13 protein-coding genes are annotated in these 14,326 nt (G+C 41.0%); 4 read left to right on the forward strand and 9 right to left on the reverse strand.

The window, feature by feature from the left end:
* Positions 1 to 82 precede the first annotated feature (82 nt).
* Positions 83 to 2,233: a TonB-dependent siderophore receptor gene (locus AN392_RS14785; protein ID WP_235575600.1), complete on the forward strand. Its 2,151-nt coding sequence runs from the start codon at positions 83 to 85 to the stop codon at positions 2,231 to 2,233.
* A gap of 59 nt (positions 2,234 to 2,292) precedes the next feature.
* Here AN392_RS14785 and AN392_RS14790 read toward each other — a convergent pair whose 3' ends face one another.
* From AN392_RS14790 to AN392_RS14830, 9 genes are all read right to left on the reverse strand, one after another.
* Positions 2,293 to 2,508 (reverse strand): EF-hand domain-containing protein, encoded by a 216-nt coding sequence (locus AN392_RS14790; RefSeq protein ID WP_010392739.1) that lies wholly within the window; start codon positions 2,506 to 2,508, stop codon positions 2,293 to 2,295.
* A gap of 64 nt (positions 2,509 to 2,572) precedes the next feature.
* Positions 2,573 to 2,785, reverse strand: a complete 213-nt coding sequence (locus tag AN392_RS14795) for an EF-hand domain-containing protein (RefSeq protein WP_036980747.1) — start codon at positions 2,783 to 2,785, stop codon at positions 2,573 to 2,575.
* Positions 2,786 to 2,919: 134 nt separating this feature from the next.
* The gene (locus AN392_RS14800; RefSeq protein WP_008112939.1) at positions 2,920 to 3,132 is read right to left on the reverse strand and encodes an EF-hand domain-containing protein; all 213 of its coding nucleotides are present in this window, start codon (positions 3,130 to 3,132) and stop codon (positions 2,920 to 2,922) included.
* 68 nt (positions 3,133 to 3,200) lie between these two features.
* On the reverse strand, positions 3,201 to 3,413 hold the full coding sequence (locus tag AN392_RS14805) for an EF-hand domain-containing protein (protein WP_008112941.1): 213 nt from the start codon (positions 3,411 to 3,413) through the stop codon (positions 3,201 to 3,203).
* Positions 3,414 to 3,916: 503 nt separating this feature from the next.
* Positions 3,917 to 4,579, reverse strand: a complete 663-nt coding sequence (locus tag AN392_RS14810; protein WP_054202927.1) for a flagellar brake protein — start codon at positions 4,577 to 4,579, stop codon at positions 3,917 to 3,919.
* A gap of 24 nt (positions 4,580 to 4,603) precedes the next feature.
* The gene (locus AN392_RS14815; RefSeq protein ID WP_010392733.1) at positions 4,604 to 6,055 is read right to left on the reverse strand and encodes a TrkH family potassium uptake protein; all 1,452 of its coding nucleotides are present in this window, start codon (positions 6,053 to 6,055) and stop codon (positions 4,604 to 4,606) included.
* A gap of 94 nt (positions 6,056 to 6,149) precedes the next feature.
* Positions 6,150 to 6,764: a YigZ family protein gene (locus AN392_RS14820; protein ID WP_010392731.1), complete on the reverse strand. Its 615-nt coding sequence runs from the start codon at positions 6,762 to 6,764 to the stop codon at positions 6,150 to 6,152.
* A 73-nt stretch (positions 6,765 to 6,837) separates the two neighbouring features.
* Positions 6,838 to 8,160, reverse strand: coding sequence for a Xaa-Pro dipeptidase (pepQ, locus tag AN392_RS14825; RefSeq protein ID WP_010392729.1), 1,323 nt, complete (start codon positions 8,158 to 8,160; stop codon positions 6,838 to 6,840).
* A gap of 117 nt (positions 8,161 to 8,277) precedes the next feature.
* Positions 8,278 to 10,164, reverse strand: coding sequence for a lytic transglycosylase domain-containing protein (locus AN392_RS14830; RefSeq protein WP_055013146.1), 1,887 nt, complete (start codon positions 10,162 to 10,164; stop codon positions 8,278 to 8,280).
* A gap of 309 nt (positions 10,165 to 10,473) precedes the next feature.
* Here AN392_RS14830 and fadB point away from each other — a divergent pair, with 309 nt between their 5' ends.
* The 3 genes from fadB (at position 10,474) to tusA (ending at position 14,297) form a co-directional block, all read left to right on the forward strand.
* Positions 10,474 to 12,633 carry a fatty acid oxidation complex subunit alpha FadB gene (gene fadB, locus AN392_RS14835; protein ID WP_010392724.1) on the forward strand — a complete coding sequence of 720 codons (2,160 nt, stop codon included), beginning with the start codon at positions 10,474 to 10,476 and terminating at the stop codon, positions 12,631 to 12,633.
* A 4-nt stretch (positions 12,634 to 12,637) separates the two neighbouring features.
* Entirely contained in the window at positions 12,638 to 13,807 is a 1,170-nt protein-coding gene (gene fadA / locus AN392_RS14840) for an acetyl-CoA C-acyltransferase FadA (protein ID WP_010392722.1), read from the forward strand.
* Between the two features lie 250 nt (positions 13,808 to 14,057).
* The gene (gene tusA / locus AN392_RS14845; protein ID WP_028834902.1) at positions 14,058 to 14,297 is read left to right on the forward strand and encodes a sulfurtransferase TusA; all 240 of its coding nucleotides are present in this window, start codon (positions 14,058 to 14,060) and stop codon (positions 14,295 to 14,297) included.
* The last annotated feature ends 29 nt before the right edge of the window (positions 14,298 to 14,326 follow it).

The raw sequence follows: 14,326 nt of genomic DNA on the forward strand, positions 1-14,326 counted from the left end.
CTCTTCTTGCTCGATTATCAAGCAGCGACATCTACTGATGTGAAAAGTTAATTTCACGTTTTTAAATAAAAATGGATTTCAAATGATACACCTACTCTCAAAGAAAAGTTCTCCCGTAACTCATTACACTCTGGTTGGTCTTTTATTTTCAGCAGTTTCCACTCAAACGCTCGCCCACACTAGCAAAGATATCGAAAGGTTAACCGTTATTGGAGAGCAAGCGAACGGCTATAAAGTTAATTCCATGAGCTCTGCAACAGGTCTTGAGCTATCACATTTGCAAACACCGCAATCAACGATAGCGATAACAAGCGATTTTATGGCAGACCAACAACTAAACACCGCAATTGAAGCTATAACCAGTGTAACAGGCATAAATGCGCGAGAAGCAGATAATGGCAAGTTTTCTATTTCAGCCCGAGGTATTAGTGTCACCAGCATACTTTATGATGGCATAGCGACCACCTATGACACCCGCTTTAATTATGGAGATAACCTAACCGATACCGCAATTTATGATCGTATCGAAATAGTTAGAGGAGCAACGGGGCTAATGCTGGGCGCAGGTAACCCTTCGGCAGCAATTAATTTGATACGTAAACGTCCAACTGCAAACACTCAAATAAATCTTACTGCTTCATTAGGCTCATGGGACAACTACCGTGCGATGGTGGATGTGTCGGGAAGCATAAATAATAGTGAAAGTATAAGAGGACGGGCTGTTGTTGCTTATCAAGATAGACACTCATATCAAGATCGCTTCTCGCAAACCAGTCAAACATTGTATGGCATTATTGAGGCAGATCTTTCTAACAGTACTTTATTGACTCTTGCTGTTGATAATCAATCGACAACCCCTAAAGGAACAATGTCAGGTGGTTTGCCTATTTTTTATAGTGATGGCTCCCGCACTGCTTATGACAGAGGTGCTTCAACGGCTCAAGATTGGGCCTCTTCTCGAACCGATGCACTTAATGCGTTTATTCGTCTAGAGCATTACTTTAACGCTAACTGGCAGCTAACCGCTAATTATGTCTATGGTGATAACGATCTAGATTATGATGTGTTTTGGGTAAAAGGAGAGCCCGATCCTATAAACAACACTGGAATGAAACCCGGTTCTATAAACTATATTGATGCAAACAGAACGCAGGATACCTATGAGGTCGAACTCAATGGTCGGTTTAATTGGCTGGGCCAAAGTCACCAACTGCTATTTGGTTATAATACCCAAGAGCAACAGTTTTCGACCCCTTATTATGCTAGTCAACAAAGTGACTATATTATCGGCGATTTCACTGACCCTAGTTATAGCATTGCAAAACCAAACTGGCAGTCAGAAGCGGCTTACGGCTCTTATGGCACAACTAAACAAGATGCACTTTATGTTGCTGCACAACTAAATATAACCGATGCCTTGTCTTTAATTGTTGGAAGCCGGTTAAATCAATGGCAAACCAATCAAGATAATTTTGGTCGCATGCATGATTATAAAATAAGTGATGAACTAACTAATTATTTTGGAGCAACTTATGAACTGACAAAGAGTTGGGCTTTGTATGCTAATTACACTGATATTTTTACACCACAAAGTCGAGTTGATAAAAATGGACATTATTTAAGCCCTATTGAAGGTAAGAATTATGAACTTGGCATAAAAGCTTCTGTACTTGATGAACGTTTAGACATATCCCTTTCTGGATTTAAAATTTATCAAGATAATGTAGGCGAGTACACGGGAGATACCATTGCAGAAACACTTCAGGCCATCTACAAGCCCATTGACGGCACATTAACTCAGGGCTACGAGCTAGAAATCAACGGAAAATTAACCGACAACTGGAACGCTTATTTTGGCTATACCCATAGTAAAGGCGAAAAACCGGATAATACGGTATTAAATACCACCAACCCAAAAGATCAATTTAAACTTTTTACTAGCTATCAACTCTCAGGTGCATTAGACAATCTAAAAGTGGGTGGTGGCTATCGCTGGCAAAGCAATAGCTATGATGAAGTTAAAAACCCTGTTTATGGCGCTGTTGAGGTAAACCAGCCTAGTTATGGTATTGCAAGCCTAATGGCGAATTATCAAATGAATGAGCAATTATCTGTTAGCCTAAATATCGATAACTTATTTGATAAGCATTATTACAGTCAAATTGGGTTCTATAACCAATATCGTTATGGCAAGCCAAGAAGCTTCTCTCTCCAACTTAAATATAGTCTCTAACAAGCACAAAAAAGCCGCTGACTATTAAGCGGCTTTAGTGGAGTATGATGGGGTAATACTTATTGTACTCTTGCAAACTCTTCTTTAGAAAGTTCACCATTTCCGTCAGTATCTAAGTCATCAAAAATATTCATTAGTTGTTTATTAGACGCTGCTTCCTGCTGACTAATTACACCGTCGCCATTGCTATCAAAAGAGGCAAAGTCTACTGCTGCGTATGCCGCTGATGATGACGCTAATACTAAAATCGCAAGTGTTGTGTTTAATGCTTTCATAATAAGTCTCCTTAAAGAGGGAAATCCTTTTCTGAGATCCCTGTGCAATGAAAAAAGTTAAAAATTAAAAGTTTGCAAACTCAGCTTTAGAAAGCTCACCATTACCGTCAGTATCAAGCTCAGTAAATGCGGCCGTTAAATCAGCATTTACAGCAGCTTCGCTTTGACTAATAACCCCATTACCGTCGGCATCAATTGTGTCAAAGTCGCTAGCGGCAAAGGCTGCTGATGAAGAAGCTAGCGCGATAAGTGCGAATGTTTTGTGTAATGTTTTCATAATTTAATCCTTCAAAATGTAATGCTTTGTGCTATTGGAAATATCAGGCTATAACCGTCCTTGTCATTCTTTTTCATAGGCTCCCTTGCCTACTTAGGTTGTCTTTGGCAACTCAGAATATGCCTAGTCTTAGCTTATGCTTTAGAAAATTCTGCTTTTGATAGCTCACCGTTTTGGTCTGTATCAAGCTCTGAGAACATGCTCATTAGCTTTGCATCAACTGATGCCTCACTTTGGCTAATAGCACCGTTACCGTCGGTATCAAGTGTATCAAAATCGCTGGCAGCAAAAGCTGCTGATGAAGAAGCCAATGCGATAAGTGCGAATGTTTTGTGTAATGTTTTCATAATGAGTATTCCTTAAAATCGTTTAAATAATGTGGGAGATTTAGCTCCCAAAGTTTAATAGCTTAGGATTATGCTTTAGAGAACTCTTCTTTTGATAGCTCACCGTTTTGGTCTGTATCAAGCTCTGAAAACATGCTCATTAGTTTTGCATCAACTGATGCTTCGCTTTGACTGATCGCGCCGTTGCCGTCAACGTCTAGCGTATCAAAGTCGCTTGCTGCAAAAGCAGCTGATGAAGAAGCCAATGCGATAAGTGCTAAAGTTTTATTAATGCTTTTCATAATCAATCTTCCTTCAAAGTTTATGTTTTATGCGATTAAGTGTTTTACTTTAAATCACGTTTCGTTCAATACAGCCTGACTATTACAACTTCGATGCCAACAATAAAAAGTAATTTATTTTCAATAAGTTAAACCCAAAATAGCTTTGGGTGGCGTTATTTTACTCATTATTTTGTTGCTTTTTAGCAACACGGAATAAAGCGATAAAATTAAAACCTTAAAAAACAATGGGTTGGTTTTTATAAAAACACCACACGATCAGTGAAAAACCACTAACAAAGCAAGTTAATTAAACAAAAAGGAAGGTGAGTTGAGATTTATTTTTTTATAAATAAAAAATTAAAATTAAAAAACAAATTTAAGCTGCTGTTTTTAAACAGTTTAAAAAATAAATTTAAGGTGACGTAGAAAATTTACAGCCGCACAAGGCTATTTGTTGCAAAATGACGAAATCACGTGAGTATACTGAACTTATAATAGAAGCTTGTTCAACTTGATATGCCCTAAACTATTTCAACTTCAAGCGCACTAGGGTCAATAAAATGATCCCCCATTAGCGCTTTCATTTGCTCTTCACTGGCAAATAATCGAATTCCACAACAGATACCGCTAGCATGTTTTTTTACACTGCATATTTGCCCCTCATGCTTAGTATCACCATCAAATACAACCGTACAGCGCATGTCTTTTAACTCATCGAGTTCTTGGGTTGTTTTAATATCAAACATAACTCCGGTGAGCGAAATGTCTTTTATAACCCCTTCAAAGGGAGGCTGCTCATCGGTTAATGTTAACTTAGCAGGAAACAACGTGGGTATGCGTGCTTGTGAGCGCAGCCCAAACAACTGCACTTGTGAAGGGTATTGAATAAACAACAATTTAGCAGGGTGAGAGGCTACAGACATAAGTTGCTGACGAAACGCAATCACGTGCCCGCCACTGCCCTCTATAAGCGCTCTTACTACTACCATAACACCATCACGCAGGTAATCACTTGCCATAGGAAGTCGCTTAGCGCTGGGATAGTTTAAAATAATAAATTTGTTTTCTAATAAACCAATAAACTCCGTTTTTACACGTCGGCTACTGGTTGGTGTCAGTATTTCTACATCGACTATGCCACCTGTGACGATTTGGTTTAACTTTTCCAAATTGGTTTTTTGCATAGTTCCTTCCTAATATTTAAAACATTATCCACGCCAAAATGTTGGGGTAAATAATACTAACAGTGTAAATATCTCTAACCGGCCGAATACCATAGCGACTGTTAGTATCCATTTAGCAGCATCACTAATCGCACCATAATGAGAGGCTACGTCACCCAAACCTGGGCCCAAGTTATTAAGGCAGGCTGCTGTCGCAGAGAATGCGGTAATGTTGTCTAACCCTGTGCCCATTAACGCTAACATTATAATAATAAAGACTAGTGCATAAGCTGAGAAAAAGCCCCATACTGCTTCAACTACTTTGTCAGGTAAGGCCTTACGACCGAGCTTTATTGAATATATAGCTCGAGGATGTACTAGGCGGTTAAGCTCTCGTATCCCTTGCAAGTACAACAAAAACACGCGAACAACTTTCATACCGCCACCGGTAGAACCCGCACAGCCGCCAATAAAGCTCGAAAAAATAAGTAAAATAGGTAAAAACAACGGCCAAGCTGAAAAATTATCTGTGGCAAACCCAGCAGTACTACTAATAGACACCGCTTGAAACAACGCCTGATCGAGGGTTTCATCACCATTTGCATAAACATCATGAGACGAAAGCACAGTAAAGCAAATTACCACCAGCGCTAGCTGAATACATAAGAATACTTTAAATTCAGGGTCACGAATGTACACGCTAATATTACGGCTCGCTACAGCGGCATAATGTAGTGAAAAGTTAATAGCGGCTATAATTAAAAAGAACACACAAATAAAGTTAATTACAGGGCTATCAAAGTGCCCCATTGACGCGTCATAAGTAGAAAAACCACCAATAGCAACTGTAGAAAAGGCATGGCATATAGCGTCAAACCAGTTCATCCCTGCGCTCCAATACGCCAAAGTACACGCAAGAGTAATAGATACGTAAATATACCAAAGGTGCTTAGCTGTATCGGCAATACGCGGGGTCATTTTGGAGTCTTTTACTGGGCCAGGAATTTCAGCTCGGTACAACTGCATACCACCGACGCCAAGCATTGGCAGTATGGCTACTGCTAATACAATGATCCCCATCCCACCAAACCACTGTAATTGCTGGCGATAAAATAATACCGATTTAGGCAAGTATTCTATGCCAGTTAATACGGTCGCCCCTGTGGTAGTTAAGCCTGAGAAAGCTTCAAACACTGCATCGGCCAAAGAGAGGTTGGGTTCTTGTAAAAATATCAGCGGCAATGACGCAAACGCCCCTAGTACCAACCAAAACAAAACCACAATTAAGAAGCCTTCGCGTGCTTTTAAATCACCATGCTCATGCCTATTTGGATAGTAAGCCATTAAGCCAATAATAACGCTAAATATAAAGGCTAAAACAAACGGTACCCCTCCGCCATCTTTATAAATTAAAGACACGAGTGCTGGTGGCACCATTGTAATACTAAATAGCGCGACCAGTTGGCCAAGAATTTTTATGATGGTACGAAATTGCATTGAGCGTATCGCTTTTTTATTAGTAAATTAAAATAACTACTGTATGACTCGAAAATTTAATCTGTAGTGATTAAATAGGATGGATGTAAGACTATTACTCTTTGATTGTTAACTCAACTGCGCCGTGACTTAAATCAAAAATATCTTTGCATGCTTGCTGTGCTTGGCGGCTATCAATAGTAATACTCCACTCAATATTTGCCGTAAACTGCTTTTCAATATTAAGTACCTGAAAGTTGGTTTTTAAGTGCTGTTCTATTGCGCCTTGCATACTGTATTCACTAAAGCCAACCAGCTCAATGCTGGGTACTTTTACCACTGTGTGTAATTTTGCTAAGGCATTATTAAGTGAGCCACCATAAGCACGAACTAACCCACCGGTACCAAGTTTTATACCACCAAAATATCGTGTTACCACAGCAGTTACTTCACCTAGGCCAGAGCCCACCAGCACGTTGAGCATAGGTTTACCGGCGGTGCCATTTGGCTCTCCATCGTCAGAAAAACCATAAACATGGCTTCCACCAGGATTACCCGCAACATGCGCCCAACAATTATGGCGTGCATCACTGTATTTTTCTTCAATGTTTTTAATAAAGGCTTTCGCAGAGTTTAAATCAGGCGTGTGGCCTATATGCACAATAAAGGTGCTTTTTTTAATTTCTTCTTGATGAAAAACATCGTCGGCTGGGTATTTATATTCTGACATAGCGCTTACTTGGCTGTTAAATTAAAAATGGGGCCAACAGGCCCCTTTCGTGAATAATATAAACTGTTAAATATTAGTCGAGTAATAAATCACGCGTCATATTTTCTAGGCTGTCTTCGTGAACAATAATATTATCTTCAATACGAATGCCGCCAAATGGTTTAAACGCTTCTACTTTTTCCCAGTTAATAAACTGCTTGTTGTCTGTTTGTGCTAAATCACCCAACAAAGAGTCGATAAAGTACAAACCTGGCTCAATAGTAAACACTTGGTTTTTCTCAATTAAGCGAGTGCAGCGTAAAAATGGATGACCCTCTGGTGGTGCCTGATGTGCACCGGTTTCATCACGCATAAAGCCACCTACATCATGTACCTGTGCACCTAAATGATGCCCTAAGCCATGAGGAAAGAAGGTTGAGGTAATTTGACGCTCAACAATTTCAGCTGCAGGTAACTTAACAATATCAAAGTCACTTAGTAACTGTGCAATGCGGTTATGGCAGTCAATATGTAGCTCGCCATACAGGACACCTGGTTTTAAGCTTTTGCCTAACTCAATCTGATGCGCCGTCATTGCTTTAACTAGGTCAGCAAACTCACCTTGCTTTTTAAAGTCGTAGGTACGGGTAATATCTGCAGCGTAACCATTAAAGTTAGCGCCCGCATCAATTAAAAATGAGTTATGTGTTTGCGGTGCTTTTGGCTCAAAATGGGTGTAGTGCAAAATAGCGCAGTTTTCGTTAAGGGCCACAATGTTGCCATATGGCATTTCATTTTCGCTCTGACGCGTTGCCATTAAGTAGGCCTGCTGAATATCAAACTCGCTACCACCATTAAAAAACGCATCACGCGCCGCTTTGTGACCATCGACCGCAATACGGTTCGCATTACGTAAACATTCAAGTTCATATTGCGTTTTATAAGCGCGGTGATAATGAATATAGTTAAGTACTGGCTCAGGATTCATAATGCTAAAACCAAGTGCTTGGGCCACTTCTAGGTATTCACCAATGTAGGCAAATTTAGCTTTATCGTAAGGAAGTAGCTTTTCAACCTGATCAGGCTTTAGTAGCAATTCAATATCGAAGTACTCTGCCCAAAAATCTCTTGGTTCATCAGGTACCTTGTGCCAAAAATCAATTGGACGATAAAAAATAAGCTTTGGCTTATCGCTACCATTTACCACAATCCAGCAATGTGGATTATCAATAACCGGTAACCACGCTTTAAAATGGGGGTTAACTTTAAACGGGTAATACATATCATCTAAAAATTGGCGCTTAGCTTGGCCTGAATGAATGACTAATCCTTCTAACCCTTCTTGCTCACAAATAGTACGTGTACGCTGCTGCAATGTTGCAATATGTTCGGCGTATAATACGGCTAATTTTTCCATAATAAACCCATCTGTTAAATTTAACTTGCTCTGAGTCTATCACTTATAAACAAAGCGCTCAAAAAAGAGGGATAGTTACCGTGTAAATATCCCTCTGCTGTTGTAGATTTATTTTTACTACCCGCCCATGGTCATCTCTAATAGTGGCGCGAGTAAATTCCCCTCTCGGCCAAGGCGAGTATGGTAAACCTGCCGATACGCAAATACGTTTTTTACGTAGTCTCGAGTTTCTCTATATGGAATAAGCTCAACCCATAGCTCTGCGGGCATCGCTTCCTCTGGTAGCCAACGCTTAATTCGGTGATACCCGGCGTTATAGGATGCTGTTGCCAATACCTCATTACCGTGATTTTTCTTTTTCAAATACTGTAAATAACGGGTGCCAAGTCGAATATTGGTTTTTGGCTGATACAACCGACGGTTAGATACATCGCCTTTGTTAATATATTTTGCGGTGCTTGGTAATAACTGCATTAACCCGCGTGCATTTGCATGAGAACGGGCATCGGGTGCAAATGAGCTTTCTCGACGCGCAATAGCGATACTCCAAGTTAAATCTATTTTGCTACGATTACTGTAGCGCTCAAACATGTCTTGAAACGCAAATGGAAAACGCAAATCAACATAATCCCATGCTTTTATTTTTGCTAGGGTAAATATTGTACTATCAAACCAATCAAGTTCTGCCGCAAGCACTGACGCTGCTAGCTTTTCATCATCTTCAGAAGTGTTGGTTAAATAATTCCATTCACGTCGGGCCGCTGTAAATCGCTCAAGTTCATATAGTGCCTTAGCACGCTTAAAGCCTGGTGCATTACTGACTTTTGTCACTAAGGCTTGATTTACATTGACTGGTAGCTCATTTAAATCAACCGGTAACCCTAAGCGAGCAGCGGCTAAAAAACCGTAATAATCACGGTTAGCGGCTACCTTGCTCCAAATTGCCTTAGCTTTTTCATGCTCTGCGCGTTTGTCATAACTATAAGCAAGCCAATACTGTTGCCCTAAGCTAAGGTTTTCTTTTCCGGTAAAAAATGCCGCAATGCCTTCCCAATCTTGCGTTTTAAGCATATTGGCTAGTTGCCATTGCATTAATTTGCGATCTTGGCGCGCTTTAGGGACTTTATTTAAATAAAAGCTCGCCTGGCTATGGCCGCTCGACGCTAACGACAGCGCAAAGGTATAATATACCTCCGCCTTTTCATCATCAGCAAAATCAAACATGCCTTCAATTTTTTGCCACGCCTTTAATGCCAGCTCTTTATCACGCCAAATTAAACGCTTAATACCATAAAGCGCTATTTCCCCTTCTTTGGCTGTTTTACGTTTATAGCGGTAAAGGCCTGCTGCAGCACTAGGATCGCGCCTTACCTTGGAATATAAATCAGCTAAATAACGCTCCTTGGCTGGCAATAAGGTTTTTAAATAAGGCAATAAACGATAAGAGCCCCCTTGTGCCGCTAAAGTAACACGCTGCCACACAACATCAGGGGTTAAATAACCATTTTGTCGCCAGCGCTGAAAAAGCCCGTCACATTCACTAGGTTGTGACTCGCCTACCGTCCAAATGTCGGTTACCTGCGAGAGTATTGCTTTTTTAGGCGCTCCTAAGTCAAGCTGATAACTAAGATGGGTACAACTAAGCTCAGTGTCAGAGGTTTCACGGTAGTTTTTAATAAATGCTGCTTTTTTATTTCTGCGCTTTAAATAATTTAACCATGCTTTGCGCACTGGCCACTCTAATGGCGTGTGTTCATAAATAGTGAGGAAGTTTTCTATTTCTGTTTGGTGTTTTAAACTGGGGTAGCGCTGCCAATAGGCTTTTTCTACATAGGGCTTAAGTGGGTGAGACAATGAGTCTACCGCTTCTTTAAAGCTATTGTAATCGCCATAGCGGGCTTGTTTTTCTGCATCTAAAAATGCATCAAGTTCGGTATTTGCGTTGGCAGAGGGAAAAGATAAAAATAGAGTCGCTGCCGCTACGCTTAATAAATATTTTTTCATAATGTCCTTTAGGGCATAGTTACCTTCAAGGCTGACAAGAGTGTGGCTATGGGTAAATAAAAAACAGCGCAGGCACTGTAACTCTATTTTATTTACTTTGATAAAACCCAAGCTATAAACACCAAGACAGCGCAATAAAATGAATAAAAAAAACTTTCAAACCCACCTTAGCACCAAACCAGCTATATTTTAACCAGACGTTTGTAACCAAGATAAATTTTTCGTTGCATTTTTAAATTAAAGCAAGCACACTGGTCTGAATATGAACTCATCGTACCAGTCTTAGTTCATCAACTAGGGAGAATAATAATGTTATATAAAAGCGATTCCTTTGAAGTTAGCTTCGTGAAGGAAAACATCGCCGAGTTTAAGTTTTGTGCTACAGGTTCTGTAAACACATTATCTCAACAAACTCTTTCAGATTGCGCGGCAGCATTAAAAGAATTAGCCGCTAACACTGATATTAAAGGCATGATTTTTACCAGTGATAAAGACCACTTTATTATTGGTGCCGATATCTTCGAATTTTTACCTACTTTTACTAAGCCTGAAGCAGAATTAGTAACGTGGATCAAAGATGCAACTGACGTTTTTGATGCAATTGAAGACTTACCATTCCCAACACTCAGTGTTATAAACGGCTTGGCGCTTGGCGGCGGCTGTGAGTGGGCACTTGCTACCGATTATCGTGTTGCAAGTGACTCAGCAAAAATGGGCTTACCAGAAGTTAAATTAGGCATAATGCCTGGTTTTGGCGGTACAGTGCGCCTTCCGCGCATTATTGGTGCCGATAACGCGATGATGTGGATCACCACAGGTAACGAAAATCGCGCTGCTGACGCCCTTAAAGTAGGTGCATTTGACGCGGTAGTTAGTGCCAACAAACTACAAGAGTCAAGTTTAGCAACACTAGAATTAGCGATTGCTGGCAAGCTAGATTGGCAAGCAAAACGTGCTGTAAAATTACAACCGCTTAAATTAAACCGTGTTGAGCAAGGCATGAGCTTTGCAATGGCAGAAGGTATGGTAATGGGTAAAACCAAAGGCCACTATCCTGCTCCAGTTATGGCAGTTCGCACTATTAAAGCAGCAGCAAACAGCTCACGCGCCGAAGCAATGGCGATTGAAAATGCCAACTTTGCAAAACTAGCACGTACTAGTGAAGCTGCTGCTCAAACGGGTATCTTTTTAGCAGACCAATACATTAAAGGTAAAGCACGTAAGTTTGCTAAACACAGCGATGTAGAAATTAAACAAGCGGCAGTATTAGGCGCAGGTATTATGGGTGGCGGTATTGCATACCAGTCTGCTTATAAAGGCACACCAATCATAATGAAAGACATCCAACAGGATGCGCTAGATTTAGGTATGGGTGAAGCATCTAAACTATTAGGTGCAAAAGTGAAGCGCGGCCACATGCCGATGGAAAAAATGCTAGCAACGCTTAGCAAAATCAAGCCAACGCTTAACGATGCAGACCTACAAAACGCCAACATTATTGTTGAAGCCGTAGTAGAAAACCCTAAAGTGAAGCAAGCCGTACTTGCTGATCTTGAAAAGAATATGCCAGAAGGCACGGTACTTACGTCAAATACATCGACTATTTGTATCGACCTACTTGCAGAAGCGCTTGATAAGCCAGAAAACTTCTGTGGTATGCACTTTTTCAACCCAGTACCAAAAATGCCATTAGTAGAAATTATCCGTGGTGCAAAAACCTCAGATAAAACGATTAATGCCGTGGTTGATTACGCACTTAAACTAGGTAAATCACCGATTGTTGTTAACGATTGCCCAGGCTTTTTTGTAAACCGTGTTTTATTCCCTTACTTTGCTGGATTTAGCAAATTAGTGGTTGAAGGCGCTAACTTTGCAAAAGTAGATAAAGTAATGGAAAACGTATTTGGCTGGCCAATGGGCCCCGCTTACCTACTTGATGTTGTAGGTATTGATACGGCTTATCATTGTACTGGTGTAATGGCAGACGGTTTCCCTGAGCGTATGGCACGTGCAGATAAAGACCCAGTGACTGTTTTTGCTAACGAAAAACGTTTTGGTCAAAAGAACAAAGCAGGTTTCTATAAGTACGAAACAGATCGTCGCGGTCGTCTTAAAAAATCTCATGACCAAACAGCGATTGAACTACTTGCACCAATTACAGACGCACCAAAAGAATTTGATAAACAAGAAATCATTGACCGTTGTATGATCCCAATGATCAACGAAGTACTACTTTGTTTACAAGAAGGCATTGTTGCTTCTCCTCAAGAAGCTGATATGGCACTTGTATACGGTGTTGGTTTCCCTCCATTTAGAGGCGGCGCGTTCCGCTACTTAGATCAAACAGGTTTAGCTAACTTTGTAGCAACTGCTGACAAATACGCTCACCTAGGTGCGATTTACCAAGTATCAGAGCAAACTCGCAAGTGGGCTGAAGAAGGCCGTGTTTTCTATAAGGTGGAAGGTTAATATCATGAATAATCCAGTAATTGTAGATTGTATCCGCACACCAATGGGTCGCTCAAAAGGCGGCGTATTTAAAAACAAACGTGCGGAAGACTTAAGCGCTCATTTAATGAAAGGCTTATTAGAACGTAATCCGGCAGTTGACCCTGCGTCAATTGACGATATTTATTGGGGCTGTGTACAGCAAACATTAGAGCAAGGCTTTAACGTTGCACGTAACGCATCTCTACTTGCAGGCATTCCACATTCAGTGCCAGCAACCACAGTTAACCGTTTATGTGGCTCATCAATGCAAGCATTGCATGACGCTGCTCGCGCAATTATGACTGGCGCTGGCGACACATACCTAATTGGTGGCGTTGAGCACATGGGTCACGTACCTATGACTCACGGTAACGACTTTCACCCAGGCTTAGCTACATCAATTGCACAAGCATCTGGCTCTATGGGTTTAACCGCTGAGTACCTTGCTACTATTCACGGTATTAGCCGTGAGCAACAAGATGAATTTGCTTACCGCTCGCATCAACGCGCTCATGCAGCGACTGTTGAAGGCCGTTTCCGCCGCGAAATTTTAGCAATGGAAGGTCACGATGCTGACGGTTCACTTATTCTTGTTGAAGATGATGAAGTAATTCGTCCAGAAACAACAGTTGAAGGTTTATCGCAGCTACGTCCAGTATTTAACCCTGCTACGGGTTCTGTTACTGCGGGTACATCTTCTGCACTTTCTGACGGCGCATCAGCTATGTTAGTAATGAGCGAAGAAAAAGCAAAAGAACTGGGCTTACCAATTCGTGCACGTATTCGCGCTATGGCTGTTGCCGGTTGCGATCCATCAATCATGGGTTACGGCCCAGTACCTGCAAGTAAAAAAGCATTAGCACAAGCCGGTATTACCATTGATGACATTGACGTAGCTGAGCTTAACGAAGCATTCGCAGCACAATCACTGCCTGTACTTAAAGACCTAGGTTTAGCAGACGTGGTTGACGAAAAAGTGAATTTAAACGGCGGCGCTATCGCACTTGGTCACCCTCTGGGTTGTTCGGGTTCACGTATTAGCACCTCGCTTATTCACTTAATGGAAGACAAAAACGCAAAATACGGTTTGGCAACTATGTGTATTGGTTTAGGCCAAGGCATTGCCACTGTATTTGAACGTGTTCAAGACTAATTAGTTTTTAACATGTAAAACCATCTTGGTGATTAAAAGGCGAACTAGCGCAAGTTAGTTCGCCTTTTTTATGCCACCAGCTTTTGCAGGTTTAAAATGAATAATGTGATCGGGTGCATTAAACTTATTTCAGATTATCTATTAATAAGTTGAGCTGTTTTGTTATACGTAAAATAGTTAACCAACAGCTTTATTTACGCTAAACTACCCGACCTAACCAAGCCGCGACTATTTTTACAGGTAATTTTTTATGAGCTTTGATAACCCCGATCACCAATTAGATGCCATCGGCCTTCGCTGCCCAGAGCCTGTGATGATGGTACGCGCTGCTATTCGTAAAATGAGCGAAGGTGAAACACTGCTTATTATTGCCGACGACCCTTCAACCACCCGCGACATCCCCAGCTTTTGTACTTTTATGGATCACACGCTAGTGGCTAAAGAAGTTGAAGAATCACCGTATAGGTATGTGGTGAAGAAAGGGTTGTAATCAGCTATCAGCTATCAGCTATCAGCTAT

It is taken from the genome of Pseudoalteromonas sp. P1-16-1b (assembly GCF_001401785.1).
Classification (GTDB): Bacteria; Pseudomonadota; Gammaproteobacteria; order Enterobacterales; family Alteromonadaceae; genus Pseudoalteromonas; species Pseudoalteromonas undina.